This window comes from Streptomyces sp. CNX435 (assembly GCF_059570575.1).
Genome location: NZ_JCANTA010000019.1, coordinates 1 through 24076, shown reverse-complemented (window position 1 = coordinate 24076; position 24076 = coordinate 1). Strand labels below are relative to the sequence as shown.

The 24076-nt window shown below is 73.5% G+C and carries 27 protein-coding genes and 3 tRNA genes; 7 read left to right on the top strand and 23 right to left on the bottom strand.

Features of this window, described 5'->3' with window-relative positions; genetic code table 11:
• Nucleotides 1–80: 80 nt before the first annotated feature.
• Nucleotides 81–362 carry an acylphosphatase gene (locus T328_RS26380; protein ID WP_496498670.1) on the bottom strand — a complete coding sequence of 94 codons (282 nt, stop codon included), beginning with the start codon at nt 360–362 and terminating at the stop codon, nt 81–83.
• 141 nt (nt 363–503) lie between these two features.
• Here T328_RS26380 and T328_RS26375 point away from each other — a divergent pair, with 141 nt between their 5' ends.
• A complete protein-coding gene (locus T328_RS26375; RefSeq protein WP_496498669.1) occupies nt 504–1484 on the top strand; it encodes a CAP domain-containing protein in 981 nt (326 codons plus the stop codon).
• A gap of 42 nt (nt 1485–1526) precedes the next feature.
• On the opposite strand, the gene mutM is transcribed toward T328_RS26375, so the two are convergent.
• From mutM to T328_RS26330, 9 genes are all read right to left on the bottom strand, one after another.
• Entirely contained in the window at nt 1527–2381 is an 855-nt protein-coding gene (gene mutM, locus T328_RS26370; RefSeq protein ID WP_496498668.1) for a bifunctional DNA-formamidopyrimidine glycosylase/DNA-(apurinic or apyrimidinic site) lyase, read from the bottom strand.
• Nucleotides 2382–2388: 7 nt separating this feature from the next.
• Nucleotides 2389–3270: a ribonuclease III gene (gene rnc / locus T328_RS26365; protein WP_496498667.1), complete on the bottom strand. Its 882-nt coding sequence runs from the start codon at nt 3268–3270 to the stop codon at nt 2389–2391.
• Nucleotides 3271–3288: 18 nt separating this feature from the next.
• Nucleotides 3289–3462: a 50S ribosomal protein L32 gene (rpmF, locus tag T328_RS26360; RefSeq protein ID WP_018844671.1), complete on the bottom strand. Its 174-nt coding sequence runs from the start codon at nt 3460–3462 to the stop codon at nt 3289–3291.
• A gap of 2 nt (nt 3463–3464) precedes the next feature.
• Entirely contained in the window at nt 3465–4082 is a 618-nt protein-coding gene (locus T328_RS26355) for a YceD family protein (protein ID WP_496498666.1), read from the bottom strand.
• A gap of 195 nt (nt 4083–4277) precedes the next feature.
• Nucleotides 4278–5477, bottom strand: coding sequence for a F0F1 ATP synthase subunit B (locus tag T328_RS26350; protein WP_496498665.1), 1200 nt, complete (start codon nt 5475–5477; stop codon nt 4278–4280).
• Between the two features lie 24 nt (nt 5478–5501).
• Complete coding sequence (gene coaD, locus T328_RS26345) at nt 5502–5981, bottom strand: pantetheine-phosphate adenylyltransferase (RefSeq protein WP_496498763.1); 480 nt, start codon at nt 5979–5981, stop codon at nt 5502–5504.
• 94 nt (nt 5982–6075) lie between these two features.
• Nucleotides 6076–6675, bottom strand: coding sequence for a 16S rRNA (guanine(966)-N(2))-methyltransferase RsmD (rsmD, locus tag T328_RS26340; RefSeq protein ID WP_496498664.1), 600 nt, complete (start codon nt 6673–6675; stop codon nt 6076–6078).
• 243 nt (nt 6676–6918) lie between these two features.
• Nucleotides 6919–9195 carry an ATP-dependent DNA helicase RecG gene (gene recG / locus T328_RS26335; RefSeq protein ID WP_496498663.1) on the bottom strand — a complete coding sequence of 759 codons (2277 nt, stop codon included), beginning with the start codon at nt 9193–9195 and terminating at the stop codon, nt 6919–6921.
• 110 nt (nt 9196–9305) lie between these two features.
• Nucleotides 9306–11069 (bottom strand): DAK2 domain-containing protein, encoded by a 1764-nt coding sequence (locus tag T328_RS26330; protein ID WP_496498662.1) that lies wholly within the window; start codon nt 11067–11069, stop codon nt 9306–9308.
• A gap of 228 nt (nt 11070–11297) precedes the next feature.
• On the opposite strand from T328_RS26330, the gene rpmB reads away from it, so the two are divergent.
• Nucleotides 11298–11483, top strand: coding sequence for a 50S ribosomal protein L28 (gene rpmB / locus T328_RS26325; protein WP_180929172.1), 186 nt, complete (start codon nt 11298–11300; stop codon nt 11481–11483).
• Between the two features lie 155 nt (nt 11484–11638).
• On the opposite strand, the gene thiD is transcribed toward rpmB, so the two are convergent.
• Nucleotides 11639–12484, bottom strand: a complete 846-nt coding sequence (thiD, locus tag T328_RS26320) for a bifunctional hydroxymethylpyrimidine kinase/phosphomethylpyrimidine kinase (protein WP_496498661.1) — start codon at nt 12482–12484, stop codon at nt 11639–11641.
• Complete coding sequence (locus T328_RS26315; protein WP_496498660.1) at nt 12477–13445, bottom strand: thiamine-phosphate kinase; 969 nt, start codon at nt 13443–13445, stop codon at nt 12477–12479. Before T328_RS26315 ends, thiD begins: the two co-directional genes overlap by 8 nt.
• A 137-nt stretch (nt 13446–13582) precedes the next feature.
• On the opposite strand from T328_RS26315, the gene T328_RS26310 reads away from it, so the two are divergent.
• Together T328_RS26310 and T328_RS26305 are read left to right on the top strand one after the other, a co-directional pair.
• Nucleotides 13583–13816, top strand: a complete 234-nt coding sequence (locus T328_RS26310) for an Lrp/AsnC family transcriptional regulator (RefSeq protein WP_018839656.1) — start codon at nt 13583–13585, stop codon at nt 13814–13816.
• A gap of 20 nt (nt 13817–13836) precedes the next feature.
• A complete protein-coding gene (locus T328_RS26305; protein ID WP_496498659.1) occupies nt 13837–14394 on the top strand; it encodes a DUF3515 domain-containing protein in 558 nt (185 codons plus the stop codon).
• A gap of 87 nt (nt 14395–14481) precedes the next feature.
• Here T328_RS26305 and T328_RS26300 read toward each other — a convergent pair whose 3' ends face one another.
• From T328_RS26300 to T328_RS26290, 3 genes are all read right to left on the bottom strand, one after another.
• Nucleotides 14482–15651, bottom strand: a complete 1170-nt coding sequence (locus T328_RS26300; RefSeq protein WP_496498658.1) for a D-alanine--D-alanine ligase family protein — start codon at nt 15649–15651, stop codon at nt 14482–14484.
• A gap of 158 nt (nt 15652–15809) precedes the next feature.
• Nucleotides 15810–16871 (bottom strand): NAD(P)H-dependent glycerol-3-phosphate dehydrogenase, encoded by a 1062-nt coding sequence (locus T328_RS26295; protein WP_496498657.1) that lies wholly within the window; start codon nt 16869–16871, stop codon nt 15810–15812.
• Nucleotides 16868–17614, bottom strand: a complete 747-nt coding sequence (locus T328_RS26290) for a lysophospholipid acyltransferase family protein (protein WP_496498656.1) — start codon at nt 17612–17614, stop codon at nt 16868–16870. Before T328_RS26290 ends, T328_RS26295 begins: the two co-directional genes overlap by 4 nt.
• Nucleotides 17615–17769: 155 nt before the next feature.
• Here T328_RS26290 and cofC point away from each other — a divergent pair, with 155 nt between their 5' ends.
• Together cofC and T328_RS26280 are read left to right on the top strand one after the other, a co-directional pair.
• A complete protein-coding gene (cofC, locus tag T328_RS26285) occupies nt 17770–18525 on the top strand; it encodes a 2-phospho-L-lactate guanylyltransferase (RefSeq protein WP_496498655.1) in 756 nt (251 codons plus the stop codon).
• Between the two features lie 24 nt (nt 18526–18549).
• Entirely contained in the window at nt 18550–18753 is a 204-nt protein-coding gene (locus T328_RS26280) for a hypothetical protein (RefSeq protein WP_496498654.1), read from the top strand.
• A gap of 171 nt (nt 18754–18924) precedes the next feature.
• On the opposite strand, the gene T328_RS26275 is transcribed toward T328_RS26280, so the two are convergent.
• The 4 genes from T328_RS26275 to leuC all read right to left on the bottom strand — a co-directional run bounded on the left by T328_RS26275 (nt 18925) and on the right by leuC (nt 22086).
• Nucleotides 18925–19593: an HU family DNA-binding protein gene (locus T328_RS26275; RefSeq protein WP_496498653.1), complete on the bottom strand. Its 669-nt coding sequence runs from the start codon at nt 19591–19593 to the stop codon at nt 18925–18927.
• A gap of 126 nt (nt 19594–19719) precedes the next feature.
• Entirely contained in the window at nt 19720–19932 is a 213-nt protein-coding gene (locus tag T328_RS26270; protein ID WP_496498652.1) for an SCO5555 family protein, read from the bottom strand.
• Between the two features lie 126 nt (nt 19933–20058).
• Nucleotides 20059–20670 (bottom strand): 3-isopropylmalate dehydratase small subunit, encoded by a 612-nt coding sequence (gene leuD / locus T328_RS26265; protein ID WP_496498651.1) that lies wholly within the window; start codon nt 20668–20670, stop codon nt 20059–20061.
• A 3-nt stretch (nt 20671–20673) separates the two neighbouring features.
• On the bottom strand, nt 20674–22086 hold the full coding sequence (gene leuC, locus T328_RS26260) for a 3-isopropylmalate dehydratase large subunit (RefSeq protein WP_496498650.1): 1413 nt from the start codon (nt 22084–22086) through the stop codon (nt 20674–20676).
• Nucleotides 22087–22263: 177 nt separating this feature from the next.
• On the opposite strand from leuC, the gene T328_RS26255 reads away from it, so the two are divergent.
• Entirely contained in the window at nt 22264–22980 is a 717-nt protein-coding gene (locus T328_RS26255) for an IclR family transcriptional regulator (protein ID WP_281621774.1), read from the top strand.
• Between the two features lie 94 nt (nt 22981–23074).
• Here the strand turns inward: T328_RS26255 and T328_RS26250 are convergent.
• The 4 genes from T328_RS26250 to T328_RS26235 form a co-directional block, all read right to left on the bottom strand.
• Nucleotides 23075–23147 (bottom strand) — tRNA-Glu (locus T328_RS26250).
• Between the two features lie 36 nt (nt 23148–23183).
• Nucleotides 23184–23256, bottom strand: a tRNA-Glu gene (locus T328_RS26245).
• A gap of 24 nt (nt 23257–23280) precedes the next feature.
• Nucleotides 23281–23352: transfer RNA gene (locus T328_RS26240), tRNA-Gln, on the bottom strand.
• Between the two features lie 99 nt (nt 23353–23451).
• Nucleotides 23452–24045, bottom strand: coding sequence for a GTP-binding protein (locus T328_RS26235; protein ID WP_078627698.1), 594 nt, complete (start codon nt 24043–24045; stop codon nt 23452–23454).
• Nucleotides 24046–24076 lie beyond the last annotated feature (31 nt).

The following is a 24076-nucleotide window of genomic DNA, read 5'->3' as shown; positions in this document are numbered from 1 at the left end:
TGTGAGAGCTTTGCACGCCCGGAAGCCCTTGGCAACCCGCTGGTCATCCCTGTTGGACCAGCCCTTATGGCGGAGCGTGCTCAGCGGATCGCGAATGAGTGATATCCGCCGCGCGGCTCGTCCCAGATCTCCGTCACACCCGCGACACGGCCCGGCGTGTCGTCGGACCGCAGCCACTCCAGCAACTCCTGGCACTGCTCCCGCGGGCCCTCGGCGACGATCTGCACGCGGCCGTCCGCGAGGTTGGCGGCGAAGCCGCCGAGGCCGCCGATCTCCAGCGCCCGCGCGCGGGCGAACCAGCGGAAGCCGACCCCCTGGACCGTGCCGCGCACCCATGCCGTCATGCGTACGTCTGCACTCATGTAACGCACGCTATCCGGACGATCGGCCCACGGGCACGTACGGGACGGGGGGCATGGCGTACAGTCTCCCGACAGTAATTCGCCCGTGTGGGTGATGTGAACGTGTGAAACAGTTGTCGTCGGACGTGAGGTGTCAGCCGGATGGGCCGCCACAGACGCTCGGAGCCCCAGCCCTCTTCCGTACGCCGCCGGGGCACGCCCGGTGCGTACGACGCCTACGGCGGCCACGAGGTGTACGGCTCCGGCCGGCCGCGGGGGCAGCACCGCAAGCAGAGCCCGGCCAGGGCCGGGATGCTCGGTACGTCGGCGGCGCTGGCGGTGGGCGCGGTGGCGATGGCCTCCGGGGTCCTCGGCAACGGGTTCGACCTCGACCGCGACGACGGCGGCCCGGCCGGCCACGTAGAGGCCGGCGACCCGCCGGCGCCGAGTACGCAGGGCTCCTCGGAGCTGCCGCCGCGGGAGGCGTCGCCGACCGCGGGCCGCGGCTCGGACCGGCCGGAGAGCGGGACGCCGGACGCGAAGAAGGACGGCGCGGACGACACGAAGGCCGCGGACGGCCGGGAGTCGAAGAGCGCCTCGCCGTCCACGACGGCCCCCGAGCGCGAGCCCTCGGACTCGGCGGAGCCGTCGTCCGAGTCCCCGACCCCGTCCCGTACGACGTCGAAGGCCCCGTCCCCGACGAAGACCGAGACCGAGACCTCCGAGCCCACCCGCAGCGCGAAGCCGACCGCCACGGCCGACGCGGCCACCGTCGCGGAGGCGGAGGTCCTGCGGCTGGTCAACCAGGAGCGCGCGCAGGCGGGCTGCCGCCCGCTGACGAGGGACCCGGAGCTGGCGAAGCTGGCCGGCGACTACAGCGAGGACATGGCCGAGCGCGGCTTCTTCGACCACACCGACCCCGACGGGGACGACCCGTGGGACCGCGCGCAGGAGTACGGCATAACGGACCTCGGCGGCGAGAACATAGCCCGCGGCCAGGCGAACGCGCAGTCGGTGATGGACGCCTGGATGAACAGCGAGGGCCACCGCGCCAACATCCTGAACTGCGACTTCCGCACCCTGGGCGTCGGCGCGCACTTCGCCGACGGCGGCCCCTGGTGGACGCAGAACTTCGGCTTCTGAAGGCGCCTTCCGAGGCGGCCCTCCGCTGTTCCGCCGCCCGCGTCAGCGGCGCGGGGGGCGCTGGCAGCGGGGGCAGAAGTAGCTGGAGCGGTTCATCCACGGGCGGCGGCGGATCGGGGTGCCGCAGCGACGGCAGGGTTCGTCCTCGCGGCCGTACGCGTCGAGCGAGCGGGCGAAGTAGCCCGACTCGCCGTTGACGTTCACGTAGAGGCTGTCGAAGCTCGTGCCGCCGACGTCGAGCGCGGCGCTCAGCACCGCCCGTACGTGCCCGAGCAGTTCCGCGGTACGGGGCCGGGTGAAGCCGGCGGTGGGGCGCTCGTAGTGGATGCGGGAGCGCCACAGGGCCTCGTCCGCGTAGATGTTGCCGACGCCGCTGATCAGCGACTGGTTCAGCAGGGCCCGCTTGATGGTGGTGCGGCTGCCGCGCAGCGCCGTGTGGAACGCCGCGTCGTCGAACGCCGGGTCCATCGGGTCCCGGGCGATGTGCGCGATGACGTCGGGCAGCCCCTCGGCCGCGTTCGGGTGCAGCGACAGGCCGCCGAACGTCCGCTGGTCGACGAAGCGCAGCTCCGTGCCCGTCGCGTCCGCGAAGCGGACCCGGATCCGCAGGTGCTTCTCGTCCGCCGCCGCCTCCGGCTGGACCAGCAGCTGGCCGCTCATGCCGAGGTGCGCGAGCACCGAATCCGGGCCGTCCGCCAGCGGCAGCCACAGGTACTTGCCGCGGCGCCGCGGCTCCCCCAGCGGGTGCCCCACCAGCCGGGCGGCGAAGTCGCCCGCGCCCGCCGGGTGCCGGCGTACGGACCGGGGGTGCAGCACGTCGACGGACGCCACCGTCCGGCCCGCAACCCACTTCGCCAGGCCGCGGCGCACCACCTCGACCTCCGGCAGCTCCGGCATCGGCGCGCTACCGGTCGGCGGACTGCGGTTCCCCGGCGGAGCCCGCGGCGGCGTCCCCGTCCGCGGAGTCCTGCGGCGCGGGGCCCGGCTCGTCCGCCGACGCCGCGGAGCCGTTGCTCCCCGCCGCGCCCTTGCCCGCTTCGCCGCCGCCGGCCGCCCCCGCGGCGCTGATCGCGCGCCACGCGGTGTCCGCCGCCTGCTGCTCCGCTTCCTTCTTGCTGCGGCCGGTGCCGGTGCCGTACGTGACACCACCGACGCGGGCGGCAGCCGTGAAGGTCTTCTCGTGGTCCGGGCCGGTCTCGCTGACCAGGTACTCCGGCACGCCCAGTCCCCTGGCGGCCGTCAGCTCCTGCAGCGACGTCTTCCAGTCAAGACCCGCCCCGAGGTTCGAGGACTTCTCGATCAGCGGGTCGAACAGCCGGTGCACCAGCTCCGACGCCGCGTCGAGTCCCTTGTCCAGATAGACCGCGCCGATGACGGCCTCCAGCGTGTCCGCGAGGATCGACGCCTTGTCCCGGCCGCCCGTGCCCTCTTCGCCCCGGCCGAGCCGGATGAACGCGCCGAGGTCGAGCCCGCGGCTCACCTCGGCGAGCGCACGCGAGTTGACCACCGCGGCCCGCAGCTTGGCCAGCTGACCCTCGGGCAGGTCGGGGTGGCCCCGGAACAGCGTGTCGGTGACCACCAGGCCGAGCACCGAGTCCCCGAGGAACTCCAGCCGCTCGTTGGTGGGCAGACCGCCGTTCTCGTACGCGAACGAGCGGTGGGTCAGGGCGCGTACCAGAAGGGCGGGCTCGAGTTCGTACCCGAGCCGCCCTTCCAGGATCTTGGGGGACGAGGCCGTATCCGGATGTCCAGCCGGCGCCTTCCGCGGCGTAGTGGCATCTGACATGAGCCTTCTCCCCGTCGCTCAGACCTCGAGGACCTGGCGGCGGTTGTACGTGCCGCAGTTCGGGCAGGCGATGTGCTGCTGCTTCGGCTCGTGGCAGCGCTCGCATGCCACCAGGTGCGGGACCGCAGCCTTCCACTGCGACCGGCGGTGGCGCGTGTTGCTGCGTGACATCTTCCGCTTCGGAACGGCCACGGCTACTTCTCCTGCTTCTCGCCGGCGCCGTCGTCAGCGCCGCTCGTATCGTCCTTCTCGCCGTCCGAGACGGTCTCGGCGAGTCCCTGCAACGCCGCCCACCTGGGGTCGACGGCGTCGTGGCGGTGGTCCGGGTCGTCCGCGAGCCGCGCCCCGCAGTCGGGGCACAGGCCCGGGCAGTCCTCCCGGCACACCGGCTGCAGCGGCAGCGTGAGCACCACCGCGTCGCGCAGCTCCGGTTCGAGGTCGAACAGGTCGTCCTCGAGGTACAGCGTCTCCTCCTCCGCGTCCGCCTCCTCGGCGTCCGCGCCGGAGCCGCCGCCGCGGGCCACGCGGCCCCTGGCGTCCGTCTCCGGGTAGGAGTACATCTCCTGGAAATCCACTCGAAGCTCCTGCCCGAGCGGCTCCAGACACCTTACGCACTCGCCCGTCGCCCGTGCCCGGGCGGTGCCCGTGACGAGCACGCCCTCCATCACGGACTCCAGCCGCAGCTCAAGCTCGACGGGGTCGCCCTCCGGCACGCCCACCACCTCGTTGCCGAGGTCCTTGGGCGCCGGCACGGTGCGGGTCAGCCGCTTGAGCGTACCGGGACGCCGGCCCAGGTCCCGTGTGTCGAACACGAGAGGGGCGCGGTGGTCCGGATGGGCTTTCAGGGCTTTCCTGCTTTCGTGCACCCTGCGCGTGACGGGCAGGGACGGGCTGCGGTGCGATAGGGCGAGGATCCAGAATACTTGAGACCCCGCCCAGGACCCAATCCGGGCGCCGGTCAGCGGACGGGCCCCCGGCGGCGCCCCCGCGGGCGCCCCACCGGCGGCTCAGCGGCCGCGGTCGTCGTACTGCCGGAGCTGCTCCATGTCGATCATGCTGGTGTCGAAGAGGCTCGTCTCGTCGAGCGCGGCCGGCGTCGGGGTGTAGCCGCCCTGCTGCGGCAGGTGCGGCTCGCCCTGGCCGTACGGCGCCTGCTGGGCGGCGTCGGCGTACGAACCGGGCTGGGCCGGCTCCTGCTGCCCGGCCTGCTGCGGCCAGCCGTAGCCGGGGTCGGGCTGCTCGTAGCCCTGCTGGTAGCCCTGGCCGTAGTTCTGGCCGTAGTCCTGCGGGTAGTCCGGCTGGTCCGGCTGCGGGTAGCCGGGCTGGGCGTAGCCCTGCGCGGCGGTGCCGTCGTAGTACGCCGCGGCGGCGGGCTGCGGGACGGCGTGCGGCGCGGCGGGGTGCGGCGGGGCCGCGGGCTCCGGGGCGCCGGCCCGCTGGTGCGCCGGGCCCGGCGCCGGGCCGTCGGCGAGCTCGGCCAGCTCCGCCAGGTAGCTCTCGTCCGTGCCCGTGTGCCCCACGCCGGCCTGCCCGAAGGTCTCGCCGAGCTGGTCCGTGGGCCGCGCGCCCTGCAGCTTCTGCCGGCCGCGGCCGACCGCCTCCAGGGTCTTGGCCAGCACCGACTGGAAGGCCTGGAACTGCGCGTCTACGTAGTCGTCGGCGCGCCTGCGCTGCTCCTGCGGGTCGGCGCTGCGCTCCGGCGCCGCGTCGAGTCCCTCGCCCTGGCCGGCCGCGTCGAAGACCTGCGGGTCGTCGTACCCGGGGGCGCGGCCCAGCAGCTTGTCCCGGCCGCGGTCGACCGAGCCGATGGTCTTGGTGAGGACGACCTCGAAGTTGGCGAGCTTGCTGTCGACGTAGTCGTCGGCCTCGACGCTGATCTGCTCGGCCTCCTGGCGGGCCTCGCCGAGGATCCGGTCGGCCTCGGCCTGGGCGCGCCGGGCCACCTCCGTGTCCGAGATCAGCGCGCCGCGCCGGCTCTGCGCCTCTTCGAGGATCTGCTCGGCCTCGCGGCGCGCCTCCTCGACCAGTTGCTCACGCCCGCCGAGCAGCTGCTGCGCCTGGGCCAGCGACCCGGGCAGGGCCTCGCGCACCTCGTTCAGCATGCCGAGCAGCTCGGCGCGGTTGACCACGCACGACGCCGACATGGGCATGGACCGCGCGCCCTGGAGGGCCTCCGCGATCTCGTCGAGCTTCCTCTGCACGTCCATGGTTGAAGACTCTACGGCGCCCGGCTAGGAGTTGGTGAGGCGTTCGCCAAGTGCCCGGTTGACAACCGGGGGTACGAGGTGGGATACGTCGCCGCCCCAGGTGGCGACCTCCTTGACCAGGCTGGAGGAGAGGAAGCTGTAGGTCGGGTTGGTGGGGACGAAGAGCGTCTCCACGCCCGAGAGGCCGTTGTTCATCTGGGCCATCTGCAGCTCGTAGTCGAAGTCGCTGACGGCGCGCAGGCCCTTGACGATGGCGGGGATGTCGCGCTCTTTGCAGTAGTCGACGAGCAGCCCGTGGAAGCTCTCGACCTCCACGTTGCCGTACTCCCTCGTGCACTGGCGGATGAGGTCCATCCGCTCCTCGACGGTGAACAGGCCCTTCTTCGACTTGTTGATCATCACGGCGACGTGCACGACGTCGTAGAGCTTCGAGGCTCGGGCGATGATGTCGAGATGTCCGTTGGTGATGGGGTCGAAGGACCCCGGACAGACGGCGCGGCGCAACGGAGGTTCCTCGCTCTCGGATCCGGTCGTGAGGGTCATGGGGTTTCGGCAGACGAGGTGGGGGCGGGGACAGAGGTCGGGGGCGGGACGGCGGTCATGGGGCGGGTGAGGCGGGTGAGGCGGGTGAGGCGGGTGAGGCGGCGCGACCGTACCAGAGCGTGCCTTCGCCGTAGCGCCTGGCCCGCAGCCCCTCGAACCCGTCGGGCCAGGGGAATTCGCCGCCTCGCGTGCTCCGCTCCACGGTGGCGAGCGCGCCCGGGGACAGCCAGTCGTGGGTACGGAGTGTGACGAGTATCTCGGCCACCGCGGCGTCGCCGACCTCGTACGGCGGGTCGAGGAAGACCACGTCGTACGGGTCCGGGGGCGGCCCGGCGACGACTTGCTCCGCGCGGGCGGCGCGCACCTCGGCGCCGCGCAGGCCGAGGGCGCGGACGTTCTGCCGGATGACGCGGGCGGCGCGGGCGTCGGCCTCGACGAGCAGTGCGTGCCCGGCGCCGCGGGACAGCGCCTCCAGGCCGACGGCGCCGGAGCCGCCGTACAGGTCGAGGACGCGCAGGTCGTCGAGTGGGCCGAGCAGGGTCTGCCAGGTGGAGAAGAGACCCTCGCGGGCTCGGTCGGACGTGGGCCGGGTGCCGGTGCCGGGCGGCACGGCCAGGCGCCGCCCGCCGGCGGTGCCGGCGATCACGCGGGTCATGGTGCTGGGTGTCCTTGTCCTCACGGGCGCGGTACGTCCCACGATATGCCTCCGGGGTGACGGCCGCGGTGCCGCCCGGTGACGGGCGGGTGCCGGGGCCGTCACGGCCTGCGCCGCGGCCCCTTCCCCGGTGCGCGCCCCGGCGCCTTGCCGCAGCCTGTGCCGCGGCCCTTGCCCCAGCCTTGCCGCAGCCTTGCCGCAGCCCTGGCTGAGCCCTCGCCGCAGCCTCGCCGCAGCCCTGGCTCAGCCCTTGTCGAGGAACTGCTCCCGCTCGTCGTCCAGCAGGCTCGCCAGCGCGCCGCGCAGCTCCGGGTACGCGGCCAGCTCCGGGTCCTCCGCCACGATCGCCGCCGCGGCGTCCCGGGCCTCGGCGATCACGTCCTCGTCGTCGATGACCGCCAGCATCTTCAGGCTGGAGCGGGCGCCGGACTGCGCCTGCCCCAGCACGTCGCCCTCGCGGCGCTGCTCCAGGTCGATACGGGAGAGCCGGAAGCCGTCCTGCGTGGCGGCCACCGCGTCCAGCCGGATCCTGGCCGGGGTGCCCTCCGGCATCTCGGTGACCAGCAGGCACAGCCCCGCGGCCGACCCGCGGCCGACCCGGCCGCGCAGCTGGTGGAGCTGGGAGACGCCGAAGCGGTCGGCGTCCATGATGACCATGACGGTGGCGTTGGGGACGTCGACGCCGACCTCGATGACGGTCGTGGCGACCAGCACGTCCACCTCGCCGGCGGCGAAGCGGCGCATCACGTCGTCCTTGGCGTCCGGCTGCAGCCGCCCGTGCAGCACCTCGACCTTCAGCCCCGCCAGCGGCGCCCCGGACGCGGCGGAGAGCTGCGCGGCGATGTCCAGCACCGCCAGCGGCGGCCTCTTCTCCGCCTCGTCCTCCGGCGACGGCGCCTGCTTCGCGCCCCTCGCCCCCTTCTCGCCCTTGCCGCCCGCCGCCTTCCCGCCCTCGGCCTCCGTCTCCTCCGCGGAGTCGCCGATGCGCGGGCACACGACGTACGCCTGGTGGCCGCCCTCGACCTCCTCGCGCACCCGCTCCCAGGCTCGGGAGAGGAAGTGCGGCTTGTCGGCGGCCGGCACGACGTGGCTGGCGATCGGCGAGCGCCCGGCCGGGAGCTGGTCGAGCACGGAGGTCTCCAGGTCGCCGAAGACCGTCATCGCGACCGTGCGCGGGATGGGCGTGGCGGTCATGACCAGCAGGTGCGGGGTGCGCTTGGTGTCCCCGCGGTTGCCCTTCGCGCGCAGCGCGTCGCGCTGCTCGACGCCGAAGCGGTGCTGCTCGTCGACGACGACCAGCCCCAGGTCGTGGAACTGCACCTGGTCCTCGATCAGCGCATGCGTCCCGACGACGATCCCGGCCTCGCCGGTGGCCAGGTCGAGCAGCGTCCTGCGGCGCGCCGCCGCGCCCGCGGAGCCGGTGAGCAGCACGACCTTCGTACCGTGCTCGGCGCCGCCGAGGAGACCGGCCTCGGCCAGCTCGCCCATCATCCCGGTGATCGACCGGTGGTGCTGCTGCGCCAGCACCTCGGTCGGGGCGAGCAGCGCCGCCTGCCCGCCCGCGTCCACGACGGCGAGCATCGCGCGCAGCGCCACGAGCGTCTTGCCGGAGCCCACCTCGCCCTGCAGCAGCCGGTGCATGGGGTGGTCGGTGGCCAGATCGGCGAAGACGTCGGCGGAGACCGCCCGTTGCCCCTCGGTGAGGGTGAACGGCAGCCGGGCGTCGAAGTCCGCGAGCAGCCCCTCGGCGGGCGCCACCCGCGGCACGGCGGGCAGCTGCCCGTCCGCGTGCCGCCGCCGGGCCAGCGCGACCTGGAGGACGAACGCCTCGTCCCACTTCAGCCGCTCCCGCGCCGCCCACAGGTCGGCCCTGGTCCGCGGCCGGTGCACCTTCACCACCGCCTCGCGCAGCGGTACGAGCCCGCGCTCGGCGCGCAGCGCGGCGGGCAGCGGGTCGGCGACGCCCTCCCAGCCGGTGGCCTCAAGGCCGTCCAGCACGGTGTCGACGGCCTGCTGCAGCTGCCAGGAGGCGAGCTGCCGGCACGCCGGGTACAGCGGCAGGAGCTTGTTCGCCCACTCGTCGGCCGCGGCGTCCTCGCCGTCACCGGACCGGCCCGCCAGGGGTTTGTAGTCGGGGTGGGCGAGCTGCCGCTTGCGGTTGAAGACGGTCACCTTGCCGGCGAAGAGGGCGCGGCGGCCGGGCAGCAGCTCCTTCTGCGGGTGGTACGCGCCGCGTCCGAAGAAGACGAGCGTCAGCCGGCCGCTGCCGTCGGTGATGACCGCTTCGAGGCGGCGCCCCCGGCCCGTACCGAGCATGCCGGCCTTCTCCACCTGCGCGACGACGGTGACGTGCTCGTCGACCTCCAGGTCGGCCAGCCGGGTCAGCTCGCCGCGCTCGGCGTACCGCCGCGGATAGTGGTGCAGCAGGTCGCCGACGGTGCGCAGCCCGAGGTGCTCCGCCATCGCTTTGGCGGTCCGGTCGCCGACGGACTTCTTCAGGGGCTCTTCCAGCACGGACACGCGTCCATTGCACACCATCGGGCCGACAGAGCGCGGGAACCCCTGGTAACCGGAGCCGCCCGGGCCGCGGCTGCGGGCTCCGCCACCGGCGAACCGGCGTCGCGCCCCCGCTACTCCACCCCGATCAGCAGCGGCGCCGACTGGCTCCCCCCGTCGTACACCACCGTGTCGACCGCCAGATGCCCCCCGCGCACATGCGCCTCCAACCGCCCGCCGAAGCCCGGCGGCAGGTCCGGACCCAGCACCAGCGTGACCAACTCGCCGCCGCCCGCCAGCATCCGGTCCAGCACCGCCGCCGCGGTCTCCGCGAGGTCGCCGCCGACCACCGCCACGTCGCCCTCCACCACCCCGAGCACGTCGCCCGGGCGGCAGATCCCCACCGTCGTCCACGCCTCCTGCTCCGCGACCGCCAACTCCGCGTGCCGCGTCGCCCCGGCCGCCGCCGTCATGGAGACCACGTCCTCGTCGAACCGGCGCCCCGGGTCGTGCACGGCCAGCGCCGCCAGCCCCTGCACCGCCGCGCGCGTGGGGATGAGGGCCGCCCGTACGCCGGACGCCCGCGCCTCCGCCACGGCCACCGCGGCGGTGTGCCGCAACTCCGCGTCGTTCGGGAGCAGGACGACCTCCCGCGCACCGGTACGGCGCATCGCCTCCGCCAGCTCCCCGCTCGCGGGCGGCTCCCCCTCCCGTACGGTCACGACCCCCGCACCCGCTTCCGCACACAGCGCCGCCAGCCCGTCGCCCGGCACGACGGCGACGACCGCCCGGCCCGCGCGCTCGCCGGCGCCGCGGGCGGGGGTGCCGGGCCGGGGGGCGTCGGCGGATGCGTCGGTCCGGAGGTGGGTGATCCGGATGCGGTACGGGCGGCCGGCCTCGACGCCGGCCTCGACGGCGGCGCCGGCGTCGTCGACGTGCACGTGCACCCGCCACAGCCCGTCGCCGCCGACGACGACGAGTGAGTCGCCGAGCGCGTCGAGCCGCGGCCGGAGCCGGGCGACGGCGTCGTCGCCGGCCTCCAGCAGGTAGATCACCTCGAACGCGGGCCCGTCCCCGGCCGCCACGGCCGCCCCGGGCACCGCACAGGCCTCGTCGTCGTGCCGGGCGGCGGCCCCGCGGCTCCCCGTGCCGCTGCCCGCCTGGCCGGAGAGGGCCGGCTCCGTGGGTCGGGCGGCGCCGCTCAGGGCGTCGGCGAGCGTGCCCAGCACCGCCACCAGACCCAGCCCGCCGGCGTCCACGACGCCCGCCCGGCGCAGCACGTCCAGCTGCCCGGTCGTCGCGGCCAGCGCCGACCGGGCGCCGTCGTACGCGCCGCGCGCCACCCGCGCCACCGGCGCCGGACCGTCCGCGGCCGGCCGCTCCGCCGCCACGGCGGCGGCGTCGGCGGCCCCGTCGGCGACCGTCAGCATCGTGCCCTCGACCGGGTGCTCCACCGCCGCCCGCGCGGCGTCCGCGCCGCGCCGCAGCGCTCCGGCCAGCAGCCGCCCGGCACCGTCCCCGGCACCAGCACCAGCACCAGCCCCAGCACCGGCGTCCACCACCGCGCCCGTCAGCCCGCGCAGCAGCTCCGCCAAGATCGTCCCCGAGTTGCCGCGCGCACCGATCAGCGCGCCGTGCGCCATCGCCCGCAGCACGTCCGCCACCGCCGGCTCCGCGTCGCCGCCGTCGCCCGCGCCGTCGCCCCCGCCCTCCCCCGCGAACGCCCCGTAGACCGCGTCCACCGCCTGCGCCGCCGACTCCACCGTCAGATACAGGTTCGTCCCCGTGTCGCCGTCGGCGACCGGGAAGACGTTGACGGCGTCGATCTCCTCCCGGCCGCGGCCCAGCGCCTCCAGGGCCAGGGCGCACCAGGCCCGCACGGCAGCGGCGTCGAGCACCTGCGGAACCCCCTCGGAACGGACGACGGCAGGGCCGAGTACGGTGTAGCCGCAGCGTAGCCGCTGGACCGGCGATTTCCTCCGCCGGGAAGCGCCGTAGTATGCTGCTCAGGTTGCCCGGTCCCGTACCGGGCCTTCCTTCCCCGGCACAGCCGACCTGCTCCTTCCGAGGAGAAGGGCGCGCTGCCGGGATCCGACCGTACGTGCATCAGAAGCTTGGAGTAACCCGTGGCTGCCAACTGCGACGTCTGCGGCAAGGGGCCGGGCTTCGGCAACAGCATCTCCCACTCGCACCGCCGCACCCGCCGCCGCTGGAACCCCAACATCCAGCGGGTGCGCGCCGTCGTCGGGGGAACGCCGAAGCGCCTCAACGCCTGCACCTCGTGCATCAAGGCGGGCAAGGTCTCGCGCTGACGTAGCGCGGCCGCCCCGGCACGCACAGCGAGCCGGTCCACCGGAGGGTGGGCCGGCTCTCTCGCGTTCGCAGGCCCGCCAGTTCAGGGCGGGCGGTTCCCAGCGCAGCGTCCAGAGCGGGAAGTTCGGGCGGCAGTTCCCTACGGCACGGAGGCTCAGGCCCTACGGGCCTCCTCCCCCGCGTCCGCCCGCCACCGCCACCCGTGGTCCACCGGCCCGGTCCCCGCCCCCAGCGGGAACCCGCCCGCGATCGCCCCCGTGACGTACTCCTTCGCCGCCGCCACCGCCTCCGGCACCGCCCGCCCCCGCGCCAGATACGCCGCGACGGCGCTCGCCAGCGTGCAGCCCGTGCCGTGGGTGTGCCGGACGGGGAGCCGGGGCGCGCGCAGCCAGTGCTCCCGGGTGCCGTCGGTCAGCAGGTCGACGGCGGCGCCGGCCGCCGGCAGGTGGCCCCCCTTCACCAGTACCCACCGCGGCCCGTACGCCAGCAGCGCCGCCGCCGCCCGCGGCATGTCCGCCTCGCCCGCCACCGGGATCCCGGTCAGCCACGCCGCCTCGGCCAGGTTCGGAGTCACCACCGCCGCGGCCGGCAGCAGCCGCGTCCGCACCACGTCCAGCGCCTCGGCCGCCAGCAGCCGGTCGCCGTGGGAAGAGGCGCCCACCGGGTCGACGACGACCGGCGCGGCCGTCCCGGCCAGCAGCTCCGCGACCGCCGCCACGGTCTCGGCACCGGCCAGCATGCCGGTCTTCACGGCCTGCACCCCGATGTCGTCGACGACGCTGCGGAACTGCCCGCGCACCGCCGCCACCGGCAGCTCCCAGCTGCCCTGCACCCCGCGGGAGTTCTGCGCGGTCACGGCCGTGACGACGCTCATACCGTGCACCCCGAGCGCCAGCATCGTCTTCAGGTCGGCCTGGATGCCCGCGCCGCCGCCGGAGTCGGAGCCGGCGACCGTCAGCACCCGCGGCGGCGCCTGCCCGGACCCCGCCGGCTCACCCACCGAAGTGGTCCCAGCCCGCCGCGCCCCGCCACGGCTCGCCGTCCACGGTCACCTGCGCCGCCGCCGACGGCGCCTGCACCTCGCCCACGACCCGCCACCGCGCCGGCAGCTTCACCTGCGGCGGGAACGTCGCCACGATCGCGTGGTCCTCACCGCCCGTGAGCACCCACCGCAGCGGGTCCACGCCCACCGCCTTGCCGATGTCCGCCATCTGCCCGGGCACGTCGAGGGCGGCGGTGCGGACGTCGATACGGACCTTCCCCGCCGCCGCGACGTGCCCGAGGTCGGCCAGCAGTCCGTCGCTGACGTCCGTCATCGACGTCGCGCCGAGCCCCGCGGCGGCCGGGCCCGCCTGGTACGGCGGCTCCGGGCGGCGGTGGGCCTCGACGAAGGCGCGGGGCGAGCGGAAGCCGCGGGCCAGGACGGCGTGACCGGCCGCGGACCAGCCGAGCCAGCCCGTCACCGCCACCACGTCGCCGGGCCGGGCGCCGGCGCGGGTGACCGGCTCGTGGCCCTGCATGTCGCCGAGCGCGGTGATGGCGAGGGTGATGGCGTCGCCACGTACGACGTCGCCGCCGACGACGGCGGCGCCGGCGACCTGGCACTCGTCGCGCAGGCCGTCCATCATCTCCGCGGGCCAGGTGACGAGCAGGTCGGCGGGGACGACGAGGCCGAGGAGGAGGGCGGTGGGGACGGCGCCCATGGCGGCGATGTCGGCGAGGTTCTGCGCGGCGGACTTGCGGCCCACGTCGTACGCCGTGGACCAGTCGCGGCGGAAGTGCCGCCCCTCGATCAGCACGTCCGTGCTGGCCACCACCCGGCGGTCGGGGGCGCTGAGCACCGCCGCGTCGTCGCCGGGCCCGACCCGCACCGCCGGCGTCGTGGTCAGCCGGGAGGTCAGCTCCCGGATGAGCCCGAACTCACCCAGCTCCCCCACGGTGCCCTGCCCGTGGCCCTTCATCGGATCGCTCCTTCCGTCAACCCGGCGCCCGCGGTCTCGCCCGTCGTGGCCGCTCCCGACTCTCCCGCGCCGGCCGGACTACGCGATACGGTTGCGTCTCTCCCCACATGATCCTCGAAGCCGCCCCTGGAGGTTCCGTGGTACAGGCTTACATCCTGATCCAGACCGAGGTCGGCAAGGCCTCGGCCGTGGCCGAAGTCATCGCCAAGATCCCCGGAGTGATCCAGGCCGAGGACGTCACCGGGCCGTACGACGTGATCGTGCGCGCCCAGGCGGACACCGTCGACGAACTCGGCCGTCTCGTGGTCGCCAGAGTCCAGCAGGTGTCGGGTATCACCCGCACACTGACCTGCCCGGTCGTTCATCTCTGAGCCCCCCGTATGCTCGGCGCGTGACCACGCTGAGCACACCGCCCCGGCCCGTCCGGCCCGACCGCACCATCCTGCACTTCCGCCCCACCCGGCCATACCGCTCCGCTCTCCGCCTGCCCGCCGCGCTCCTGCTGCTCGCCGCCCCGCTCGCCTGTTCCGGGGGCGACGGCGGCGCGCCGCAGGTGGCCGTGCCGACCCCGCAGGGGAAGGCCGTGGACCACTGCCGCAAGCTCGCCGAACGGATGCCCGGCACCGTCGACGGCCAGGAGCGTCGCGGGACCGATCCGGTCTCGCGGCTGACCGCCGGGTGGGGTGACCCGGCCGTCGAGCTGCGCTGCGGCGTGCCCCGGCCGGAGGTGCTCACGCCCGGGAGTGAACACTACAACCCCGGCACCGAGGGGGTGACGGTCAACGGGGTGGACTGGCTGTACGAGGAGCTCGACGGCGGCGTCCGCTTCACGACCACGCAGCGCCGGGCGTTCGTGGAGGTCACGGTGCCGGACGCGTACGCGCCGGAGGTGAACGCGCTGACGGACCTGGCGGAAGCGGTCGACACGTCCGTCCCGGGCACGCTCTGACGCCCTCGGCGGCGGCACACCAAGCGGCGGTACGAAACGGCGGCGTACGGAAGCGGCGGTACGAAAACGGGGCCGGCCCGTGGACCGCTAGCGCAGCCCCGTCGAGCGGCGCAGCGCCGCCTGGATGAGCCGGTCGACCAGCTCCGGATAGCTCACGCCGCTCTCCTGCCACATCCGCGGGTACATCGAGATGGGCGTGAAGCCGGGCATCGTGTTGATCTCGTTGATCACGAACCGGCCGTCGTCGGTGCGGAAGAAGTCCGCCCGCACCAGCCCCTCGCAGGAGCACGCCTCGAAGGCCGCGACCGCGAGCCGTTGCACCTCGGCGGTCTCCTCCGCGGTGAGCGGCGCCGGCACGATGCCGTCGGCGGAGTCGATGTACTTGGCTTCGAAGTCATAGAAGTCGTGGCTGGTGGTCGGCGGGATCTCGGCGGGCACACTGGCCCGCGGCCCGTCCTCGAACTCCAGCACGCCGCATTCGATCTCGCGCCCGCTGACCGCCGCCTCCACGAGGATCTTCGGGTCGTGCCGGCGCGCCTCGGCGATCGCTTCCTCCAGCGCGCCGAGTTCGGTGACCTTGGTGATGCCGATGGACGACCCCGCCCGCGCCGGCTTCACGAACACCGGCCAGCCGTGGTCGGCGGCGAAGTCCACGATCTTCTTGCGTGCCGCCGCCCCCTCCCGGCCCGGGGCGCCCTGCTCCCACTCGCGCGGCCGGACCACGGTGTACGGGCCGACCGGCAGCCCGTACGAGACGAAGACCCGCTTCATGTACTCCTTGTCCATGCCGACCGCGGACGCCAGCACCCCGGAGCCCACGTAGGGCACGCCGGCCAGGTCGAGCATGCCCTGCAGCGTGCCGTCCTCGCCGTACGCGCCGTGCAGCATCGGGAAGACGACGTCGACCTCGCCGAGCGCCTTGGGCACCTGCCCCGGCTCGGTGTAGACGACCTCGCGGCTGCCCGGGTCGGCGGAGAGCACGACGGCGCCCTCCTCCGCCTCCGCGTCGACCAGCTCCTCCACGCGCGGCACCCGGCGGTCGGCGATGGCCATCCGCTCGGGGTCGTCCGCGGTGAGCGCCCAGCGGCCGTCCGCGGTGATGCCGATGGGCAGTACCTCGTACTTCTCGCGGTCGATGGCTCGCATCACGGCACCCGCGGTGACCACGGAGATGCCGTGCTCGGAACTGCGCCCGCCGAAAACGACGGCGACGCGCGGCTTGCGGCCCTGGTTTTCGTAGGAGTGCTCGCTGCTCATCGCTCGCACCCTACCCGCTGCACCCGGGAACGTCAGTGTGACTCCGCCTTGGCGCTGCGCGACATCAGCTCCTTCAGCGCCACGAGCGGCGGCTTCCCCTCGTGCACGGCGGGCCGCCCGGGGGGCGGAAACGGTCTGGGTAGACGCACCCGGGAACGTCAGTTTCCCTCCGCCTTGGCGCTGCGCGACATCAGCTCCTTCAGCGCCACGAGCGGCGGCTTCCCGTCGTGCACGATGCTCACCACGGTCTCGGTGATCGGCATGTCGACCGCGTGCCTGCGGGCCAGATCGAGCACGGACTCACAGGACTTGACGCCCTCGGCGGTCTGCTTGGTGGCGGCGATGGTCTCGGCGAGGGTCATGCCGCGGCCGAGGTTGGTGCCGAAGGTGTGGTTGCGGGACAGCGGCGAGGAGCAGGTGGCCACGAGGTCGCCCATGCCGGCGAGGCCCGCGAAGGTGCGCGGGTCGGCGCCGAGCACGCCGCCGAGGCGGGCGGTCTCGGCGAGGCCGCGGGTGATGAGCGACGCCTTGGCGTTGTCGCCGAGGCCCATGCCGTCGGCGATGCCGACGGCCAGCCCGATGACGTTCTTGACGGCGCCGCCGAGTTCGCAGCCGACGACGTCGGTGTTGGTGTACGGGCGGAAGTACGGGGTGTGGCAGGCGGTCTGCAGCCGCCGGGCGACCGCCTCGTCGGCGCAGGCGACCACCGCGGCGGCGGGCTGCCGGGCGGCGATCTCGCGGGCCAGGTTGGGTCCGGTGAGCACGGCGACCCGGCCGCGCACGCCGTCGGCGCCGTCGCCACCGCCGGCCCGTACGGCGCCGTCGGCGTCCTTGGCGGCGCCCTTGACGACGACCTCCTCGGTGACCTCGCTCATGCGCTTGGCGGTGCCCAGCTCGACGCCCTTCATCAGGCTGACGAGCACGGTGCCGTCGGCGAGCAGCGGCGCCCAGCGCTCCAGGTTGCCGCGGAGCGTCTGCGCCGGTACGGCGAGGATCGTGAACTCGGCGTCCCGGGCGGCCTGTGCGGGGTCGGCGGTCGCGGTGACGGCGTCGGGCAGGCGCACGCCCGGGAGGTAGTCGGGGTTCTCGCGGGTGGCGTTGAGGGTGTCGACGAGCGCGGCTCTGCGGCCCCACATCGTCACCCGGCAGCCGGCGTCGGCCAGCACCAGCGAGAAGGCCGTGCCCCACGAGCCGGTGCCGAAGACGGCGCAGCGCGTCACGAGTTCTCCTTACGGTCCGCGGAGCGGCGGCGCTGTTCGGCGCGTACGGCCTTCGGGTCGAACCGCTCGGCGGGCGCCTGTTCGCCGCGCAGCTCCTCCAGCAGGCGGGTGACGGCGTCCATGATGACCTCGGTGGCCGCCGCGAGCACCTGCGGGGTGGGCTCCTTGCCGTAGAACTCCGACAGGTCCACCGGCGGCCCGGCGAGCAAGTGGAAGGTCTTGCGCGGCAGGAGCCTGGGCCTGCTGTACGGCGGCAGCACCTCGTTGGCGCCCCAGTGGGCGACGGGGATGACGGGCGCCCTGGTGACGAGCGCGACCCGGGCGACGCCGGTCTTGCCCTTCATCGGCCACAGCCGCGGGTCGCGGGTGAGCGTCCCCTCGGGGTAGAACGCCACGCACTCGCCGTCCTCGACGGCTTTGACCGCGGCCCGGAATGCGCTGGAGGCGTCGGTCGACTCGCGGTAGACGGGAATCTGACCGGTGCCGCGCATCACCGTGCCGACGATGCCCTTCTTGAACAGTCCGTCCTTCGCCAGGAACCGCGGCACACGGCCGGTGTTGTACTGGAAGTGGGCATAGAAGAACGGGTCGAGATAGGAGTTGTGGTTGACGGCGGTGAGGAATCCGCCGCCGGCCGGTATGTGTTCCGCACCACGCCAGTCCCGCTTGACGAGCACCCGCAGCGGCGGCTTGCAGATGGCCGCGACCAGCCGGTACCAGAAGCCGATCTTCCGCCGTGACACGGTCCTTTTCACCTTCCCGGATTTCCTCGGTGCACGTTTCGTGGCCGAAACAGTCTCGCCCCGGGTCTCACGTCTGTCGAGAACACCGTACGCCCATGTGACCGGCCCACCCCGCGGGGCGGAGCACGGGCAGGCGACAATGGGGCGGAACGACGATGGCGAAACACATGGCACCTGCGCAGACGGAAGTCCCCGGCCGGCCGGACCGGCGGCTCTGGCATGTCGTAGTGCCGCTGAAACCGCTGGCGCTGGCGAAGTCCCGGCTGGGCCCGGCGGCGGGCGAGCCGGGCCGGGGCCGGCTGGCCCTGGCGTTCGCGCTCGACACGGTGGGCGCGGCGCTCGACTGCCCGGCGGTGGGCTCCGTGACGGTCGTCACGGACGACGCCGAGGCGGCGGGCCGGCTGACGGCGGCGGGGGCGCGGGTCGTACCGGACGCCCCGCGGGCGGGCCTGAACGCCGCGCTGGCGCACGGGGAGCAGCGGGTACGGGCCGAGCGCCCCGGCGCCGCCGTCGCGGCGCTGAACGCGGACCTGCCGGCGCTGCGCCCGGCGGAGCTGGCCCGGGTGCTGGACGGGGCCGCGGGGGCAGCGGGCGCGGCCGGGGCGGGCGGCGGGCGGGCGTTCCTGGCCGACGCCCCGGGCGTGGGCACGACGCTGCTCGCGGCGGGTGCGGGGGTGGCGCTGGCGCCGGGGTTCGGGGTCGCGTCGCGGGCGCGGCACCTGGCGTCCGGGGCGCGGGAGATCGTGTTCGCCGGGGTGGACTCCGTACGCCAGGACGTCGATACGGGCGCGGACCTGCGGGCGGCCCTGGCGCTGGGGGTGGGGCCGCACACGGCGGCGGCGCTAGCCAGGCTGGCGGCGTGCGGCGGACCCGTGGCGGGCGCCGCCGGTGCGGACGGCGTGTGCCGGTGAGCGCGGGCCGGTAGCCTGCCGCGCATGCAGGCCACAGCGTTCACGTACGACCCGCAGACCCGCAGCGGCAGCGTGCTCCTCGACGACGGCACGCCGCTGCCCTTCGACGGGGTCGCGTTCGCCGCGGGGGGGCTACGGCTGCTCAGGCCGGGACAGCGGGTGCGGATCGAGACGGAGGGCGAGGGCGAGGGGCGCAGGATCGTCCTCGTGACGCTGCAGACGCTCTGACGCTACGGGCACTGCGCCCCGGCGCCGTCCGGACCAGCGAGGCGCCGTCCCGTACGGCGGGGCCCCGTACCGCCCGGTCCCCTGCGGCGGCGCCCGGCCGGCTCCGGACATGCCGCGGGCCGGCCTCCCCGAGGGGAGCCGGCCCCGCTTGCGGACCCTGCGCCGGATCCGTCACCGCTTCCTGGCAGTGGTCTTCTTGGCCGTGGTCCGGCGGCCGGCGGCCTTGCGGGCCGGTGCCTTCTTGGCCGTGCCCTTCTTCGCCGGCGCCTTCTTGGCCGACTTCTTGGCGGTCGTCTTCTTGGCGGTGGCCTTCTTCGCCGCGGACTTCTTGGCCGTGGTCTTCTTGGCCGTGGTCTTCTTGGCCGTGGTCTTCTTCGCCGGCGCCTTCTTGGCGGTGGTCTTCTTCGCCGGCGCCTTCTTGGCGGTCGTCTTCTTCGCCGTGGTCTTCTTCGCCGCGCCCTTCTTGGCGGCCTTCTTGGCAGCGGCCTTGGCGGTGGTCTTGGTGCCGCCGGTCAGGCTGCCCTTCGGAGCCTTCTTCACGGCCGTGTCGTGCTTCGGCAGCCGCTTGGAACCCGAGACGAGGTCCTTGAAGCCCTGGCCCGCACGGAAGCGCGGCACGGAGGTCTTCTTGACCCGGACGCGCTCGCCGGTCTGCGGGTTGCGGGCGTAGCGCGCGGGCCGCTCCACCTTCTCGAAAGACCCGAAGCCGGTGACCGACACGCGCTCGCCGGAGACGACCGCACGAATGATCGCGTCGAGGACGGCGTCCACGGCGTCGGCGGCCTGCTGCCGGCCACCCATCTTGTCGGTAATAGCTTCAACGAGCTGTGCCTTGTTCACGTCTTCCCCTTCGGAGGCATTGATTGCCGAACGAAATGTTCAAGCCTTTTCGCACGTTAGGCAGATATATACCGCAAATCAAAGGCAAAACGTCTCTCATCACCCTTGTGTCGCAACGGACTCCCGCTACGACCGTGCGTCCAGCTCCCGCCGCAGGCGCTCCAGTCGCCTTGCGGCTCCGGCGAGATCGTGCTTTGCGGCACCCGTGATGGCGAGCAGGCGCCTTGTCAGCTCGGCCCGTTCGGCGTCCGTGGCGGCCACCTCCCGCACCTTGCGGTGGGCTTCCTTGAGCCCGGCGGCGACGGCCTCGTAGAGCGCGAGTTGGCCGTCGGGATCCATGCGCCGATTGTGTCATCTGCGGTGAGTTGTCGCTCGGCGGCATGCCAACGCGGCGACACGCAAAACCCCGTGCCCGCCACCGGTCGGTGGCGGGCACGGGGCGGGTGCGCAGCGGAAAACCGCCGGTCAGCTCGGTACGGTCTGCGGCTTGAACACCGGCCGGGCCGCCTCGAAGGCGGCGATGTCGGCTTCGTACCGAAGGGTGATGCTGATGTCGTCGAGACCGTTCAGCAGCCGCCAGCGGGCGTTCTCGTCCAGCTCGAACGGCGCGGTGAACGCGGGCGCGCCGGGCGTACCGCCGGCGCGTACCTCCAGACCTTCGAGGTCGACGGTCACCTCGGTCTGCGCGTCGGCCTCGACCAGCTCCCACAGCCGCTCGACGTCCGCCTGCGGCAGCACCACGGTCAGCAGGCCGTTCTTGAGCGAGTTGCCGCGGAAGATGTCGGCGAAGCGGGACGAGACGACCGCCTTGAAGCCGTAGTTCTGCAGCGCCCACACGGCGTGCTCGCGGGACGAGCCGGTGCCGAAGTCCGGGCCGGCCAGCAGGACGCTCGCGCCCCGGTACGCATCGCTGTTCAGCACGAACTCCGGGTCCTTGCGCCACGCCTCGAAGAGGCCGTCCTCGAAGCCGTCCCGGGTGACCTTCTTCAGCCAGTGGGCCGGGATGATCTGGTCGGTGTCGACGTTGCCGCGGCGCAGCGGCACGCCGCGCCCGGTGTGGGTGGTGAAGGCTTCCATGGATCAGACCTCCGCGGTGATCAGGTCGGCCGGGGAGGACAGCCGGCCGGTCACGGCGGTGGCCGCGGCGACCTGCGGGGAGACCAGGTGCGTACGGCCGCCCTTGCCCTGCCTGCCCTCGAAGTTGCGGTTGGAGGTGGACGCCGAGCGCTCGCCGGGGGCGAGCTGGTCGGGGTTCATGCCCAGGCACATCGAGCACCCAGCGTGCCGCCACTCGGCGCCGGCGGCCGTGAACACCTTGTCGAGCCCCTCCTCGACGGCCTGCAGCGCGACCCGTACGGACCCGGGCACCACCAGCATCCGTACGCCGTCGGCGACGTGCCGCCCGCTGACCACCCCGGCGGCGGAGCGCAGGTCCTCGATCCGGCCGTTGGTGCAGGAGCCGACGAACACGGTGTCGACCGCGATCTCACGCAGCGGCTGCCCCGCGGTCAGGCCCATGTACTCCAGCGCCTTCTGTGCCGCGAGCCGCTCGCTGGCGTCGGTGAACGACGCCGGGTCGGGCACCTGCTCCGACAGCGGCGCGCCCTGCCCGGGGTTGGTGCCCCAGGTGACGAACGGGGCCAGCTCGGCGGCCTCGATGACGACCTCCCGGTCGAAGACCGCGTCGTCGTCGGTGCGCAGCGTCCGCCAGTACGCGACGGCCGCGTCCCAGCCGGAGCCCTCCGGGGCGTGCGCGCGGCCCTTCAGGTACGCGAACGTCGTCTCGTCCGGCGCGACCATCCCGGCGCGCGCGCCGGCCTCGATGGACATGTTGCAGATCGTCATCCGCGCCTCCATCGAGAGCTTCTCGACGGCCTCGCCGCGGTACTCGATGACGTAGCCCTGGCCGCCGCCGGTGCCGATGCGGGCGATGATCGCGAGGATCAGGTCCTTGGCGGTGACGCCGTCGGGCAGCTCGCCGTTGACGGTCACGGCCATGGTCTTGAACGGGGCCATGGGCAGCGTCTGGGTGGCGAGCACGTGCTCGACCTGGCTGGTGCCGATGCCGAACGCCAGTGCGCCGAACGCGCCGTGCGTGGAGGTGTGGCTGTCGCCGCAGACCACGGTGGTGCCCGGCTGGGTGAGCCCGAGCTGCGGGCCGACGACGTGCACGACGCCCTGCTCGACGTCGCCGAGCGAGTGCAGCCGTACGCCGAAGTCGGCGCAGTTCTTGCGCAGGGTCTCCAGCTGCGTACGCGAGACCGGGTCGGCGATCGGCTTGTCGATGTCGAGGGTGGGGGTGTTGTGGTCCTCGGTGGCGATGGTCAGGTCGGTCCTGCGCACCGGACGGCCCGCCTTGCGCAGGCCGTCGAAGGCCTGCGGGCTGGTGACCTCGTGCAGCAGGTGGAGATCGATGAAGAGAAGATCGGGCTCGCCCTCCGCACGCCTGACGACGTGGTCGTCCCAGACCTTCTCCGCGAGTGTCCTTCCCATCGCATTCCCATCGTCGTTGATCGCGAACTGCGTGTGTGCGTACGCCCGTGTGTCGTGCCGGTGCCCGCCGGCACCGTCCGCTCCCCTCGCGCCGGACGGGGACCGGTCCCTCCAGGGTGACGCGTGCGCCGGATATTTGAACTTGCGTTTCACAGTGTGAGACGCGAGTATCGTTGCATGGACAACTCTAGCGGCGTCGGCGTACTCGACAAGGCGGCTGTGGTACTGAGCGCGCTGGAGTCCGGTCCGGCCACCCTCGCCGGGCTGGTCTCCGCGACCGGTCTCGCCCGCCCCACGGCCCACCGGCTCGCGGTGGCCCTGGAACACCACCGCATGGTGGCGCGGGACATGCAGGGCAGGTTCATCCTCGGCCCCCGGCTCGGCGAGCTGGCGGCGGCGGCGGGCGAGGACCGGCTGCTGGCCGCGGCCGGGCCGGTGCTCACGCATCTGCGGGACGTCACCGGCGAGAGCGCCCAGCTCTATCGCCGCCAGGGCGACATGCGCATCTGCGTGGCGGCGGCCGAGCGGCTCTCGGGTCTGCGTGACACCGTCCCGGTGGGCTCCACGCTGCCCATGAAGGCGGGCTCGGCGGCCCAGGTGCTGCTCGCCTGGGAGGAGCCCGAGCGGCTGCACCGAGGGCTGCAGGGCGCCCGGTTCACGGCCACGGCGCTGTCGGGCGTACGGCGCCGGGCGTGGGCCCAGTCCGTCGGGGAGCGGGAGCCGGGCGTCGCGTCCGTCTCCGCGCCCGTGCGCGGCCCGTCGAACCGCGTGGTGGCCGCCGTCTCGGTCTCCGGGCCGATCGAGCGGCTGACCCGGCACCCGGGGCGGATGCACGCCCAGGCGGTCGTGGACGCCGCCGCGCGGCTCACGGACGCGCTGCGCAGGACGGGATGACGGACGCGTCGAGGTCCGGGTAGTGGCACGGGGGCGGCACGGCAAAGGGAAAGGGCCTCCCGCGCCGCGGGAGGCCCTCAGAGATCCTGACCGGTACCCCCGACCGGATTCGAACCGGCGCTACCGCCTTGAGAGGGCGGCGTGCTAGGCCGCTACACAACGGGGGCCTTGGACGATCCCCTCCTCGCGATGGAGAGGACCTGTACCCCCGACCGGATTCGAACCGGCGCTACTGCCTTGAGAGGGCAGCGTGCTAGGCCGCTACACAACGGGGGCGAGCACATCAGCAACTTCGTTGCGCTGGGGTACCAGGACTCGAACCTAGACTAACGGAACCAGAATCCGTCGTGCTGCCAATTACACCATACCCCACCAAAACACAACCCCCGTCCCGGGGGCTCTGGTCAGGTGGCCGCCGTTCCCGGCGACGGACAGAACATTACCCGATCGCGGACCGCACTCCAAAACGGGTTAGCGCAGCCTGGCCATGAGGGCGTGCTCGACAAGGGTGATCAGCGTGGACTTCGACTCCGACCGCTGCCGCGCATCCGTCGTCAGGATCGGCGTCTCCGGCCCGATCTGCAACGCCTCACGCACCTCGTCCGGCGAGTACGGCTGATGACCATCGAACCCGTTCAACGCGATCACAAACGGCAACCCCGAGTTCTCGAAGTAATCCACCGCCGGGAAACAATCCGCCAACCGCCGCGTATCCACCAACACCACCGCACCGATGGCACCACGCACCAGATCGTCCCACATGAACCAAAAACGATCCTGACCAGGCGTCCCAAACAGATACAGGATCAAATCCTGATCCAGCGTGATCCGACCAAAGTCCATCGCCACCGTCGTCGTGGTCTTCCCCGACACCTGCGACAGATCATCGATCCCCGCAGACGCCGACGTCATCACCGCCTCGGTACGCAACGGATTGATCTCCGACACCGAACCGACGAACGTGGTCTTCCCCACCCCGAAACCACCCGCCACCACGATCTTCGCCGACGTGGTCGCACGAGCCGGAGGAGAACCGGCCACACCACTAGAGCTTGCGAAGTCCACTGAGCACCCTTTCGAGCAAAGTCACATCGGG

Bases quoted from the DNA above. Each gene is read 5' to 3' on its own strand.
- T328_RS26350 (WP_496498665.1), bottom strand. From the start codon at position 5,477: ATGGACGTGCAGAGGAAGCTCGACGAGATCGCGGAGGCCCTCCAGGGC.
- mutM (WP_496498668.1), bottom strand. From the start codon at position 2,381: ATGCCGGAGCTGCCGGAGGTCGAGGTGGTGCGCCGCGGCCTGGCGAAG.
- cofC (WP_496498655.1), top strand. From the start codon at position 17,770: ATGGCGAAACACATGGCACCTGCGCAGACGGAAGTCCCCGGCCGGCCG.
- T328_RS26380 (WP_496498670.1), bottom strand. From the start codon at position 362: ATGAGTGCAGACGTACGCATGACGGCATGGGTGCGCGGCACGGTCCAG.
- T328_RS26315 (WP_496498660.1), bottom strand. From the start codon at position 13,445: ATGAAGGGCCACGGGCAGGGCACCGTGGGGGAGCTGGGTGAGTTCGGG.
- T328_RS26270 (WP_496498652.1), bottom strand. From the start codon at position 19,932: ATGGATCCCGACGGCCAACTCGCGCTCTACGAGGCCGTCGCCGCCGGG.
- T328_RS26280 (WP_496498654.1), top strand. From the start codon at position 18,550: ATGCAGGCCACAGCGTTCACGTACGACCCGCAGACCCGCAGCGGCAGC.
- rnc (WP_496498667.1), bottom strand. From the start codon at position 3,270: ATGTCAGATGCCACTACGCCGCGGAAGGCGCCGGCTGGACATCCGGAT.
- T328_RS26375 (WP_496498669.1), top strand. From the start codon at position 504: ATGGGCCGCCACAGACGCTCGGAGCCCCAGCCCTCTTCCGTACGCCGC.
- rsmD (WP_496498664.1), bottom strand. From the start codon at position 6,675: ATGACCCGCGTGATCGCCGGCACCGCCGGCGGGCGGCGCCTGGCCGTG.
- leuD (WP_496498651.1), bottom strand. From the start codon at position 20,670: ATGGAAGCCTTCACCACCCACACCGGGCGCGGCGTGCCGCTGCGCCGC.
- T328_RS26300 (WP_496498658.1), bottom strand. From the start codon at position 15,651: ATGAGCAGCGAGCACTCCTACGAAAACCAGGGCCGCAAGCCGCGCGTC.
- leuC (WP_496498650.1), bottom strand. From the start codon at position 22,086: ATGGGAAGGACACTCGCGGAGAAGGTCTGGGACGACCACGTCGTCAGG.
- T328_RS26255 (WP_281621774.1), top strand. From the start codon at position 22,264: ATGGACAACTCTAGCGGCGTCGGCGTACTCGACAAGGCGGCTGTGGTA.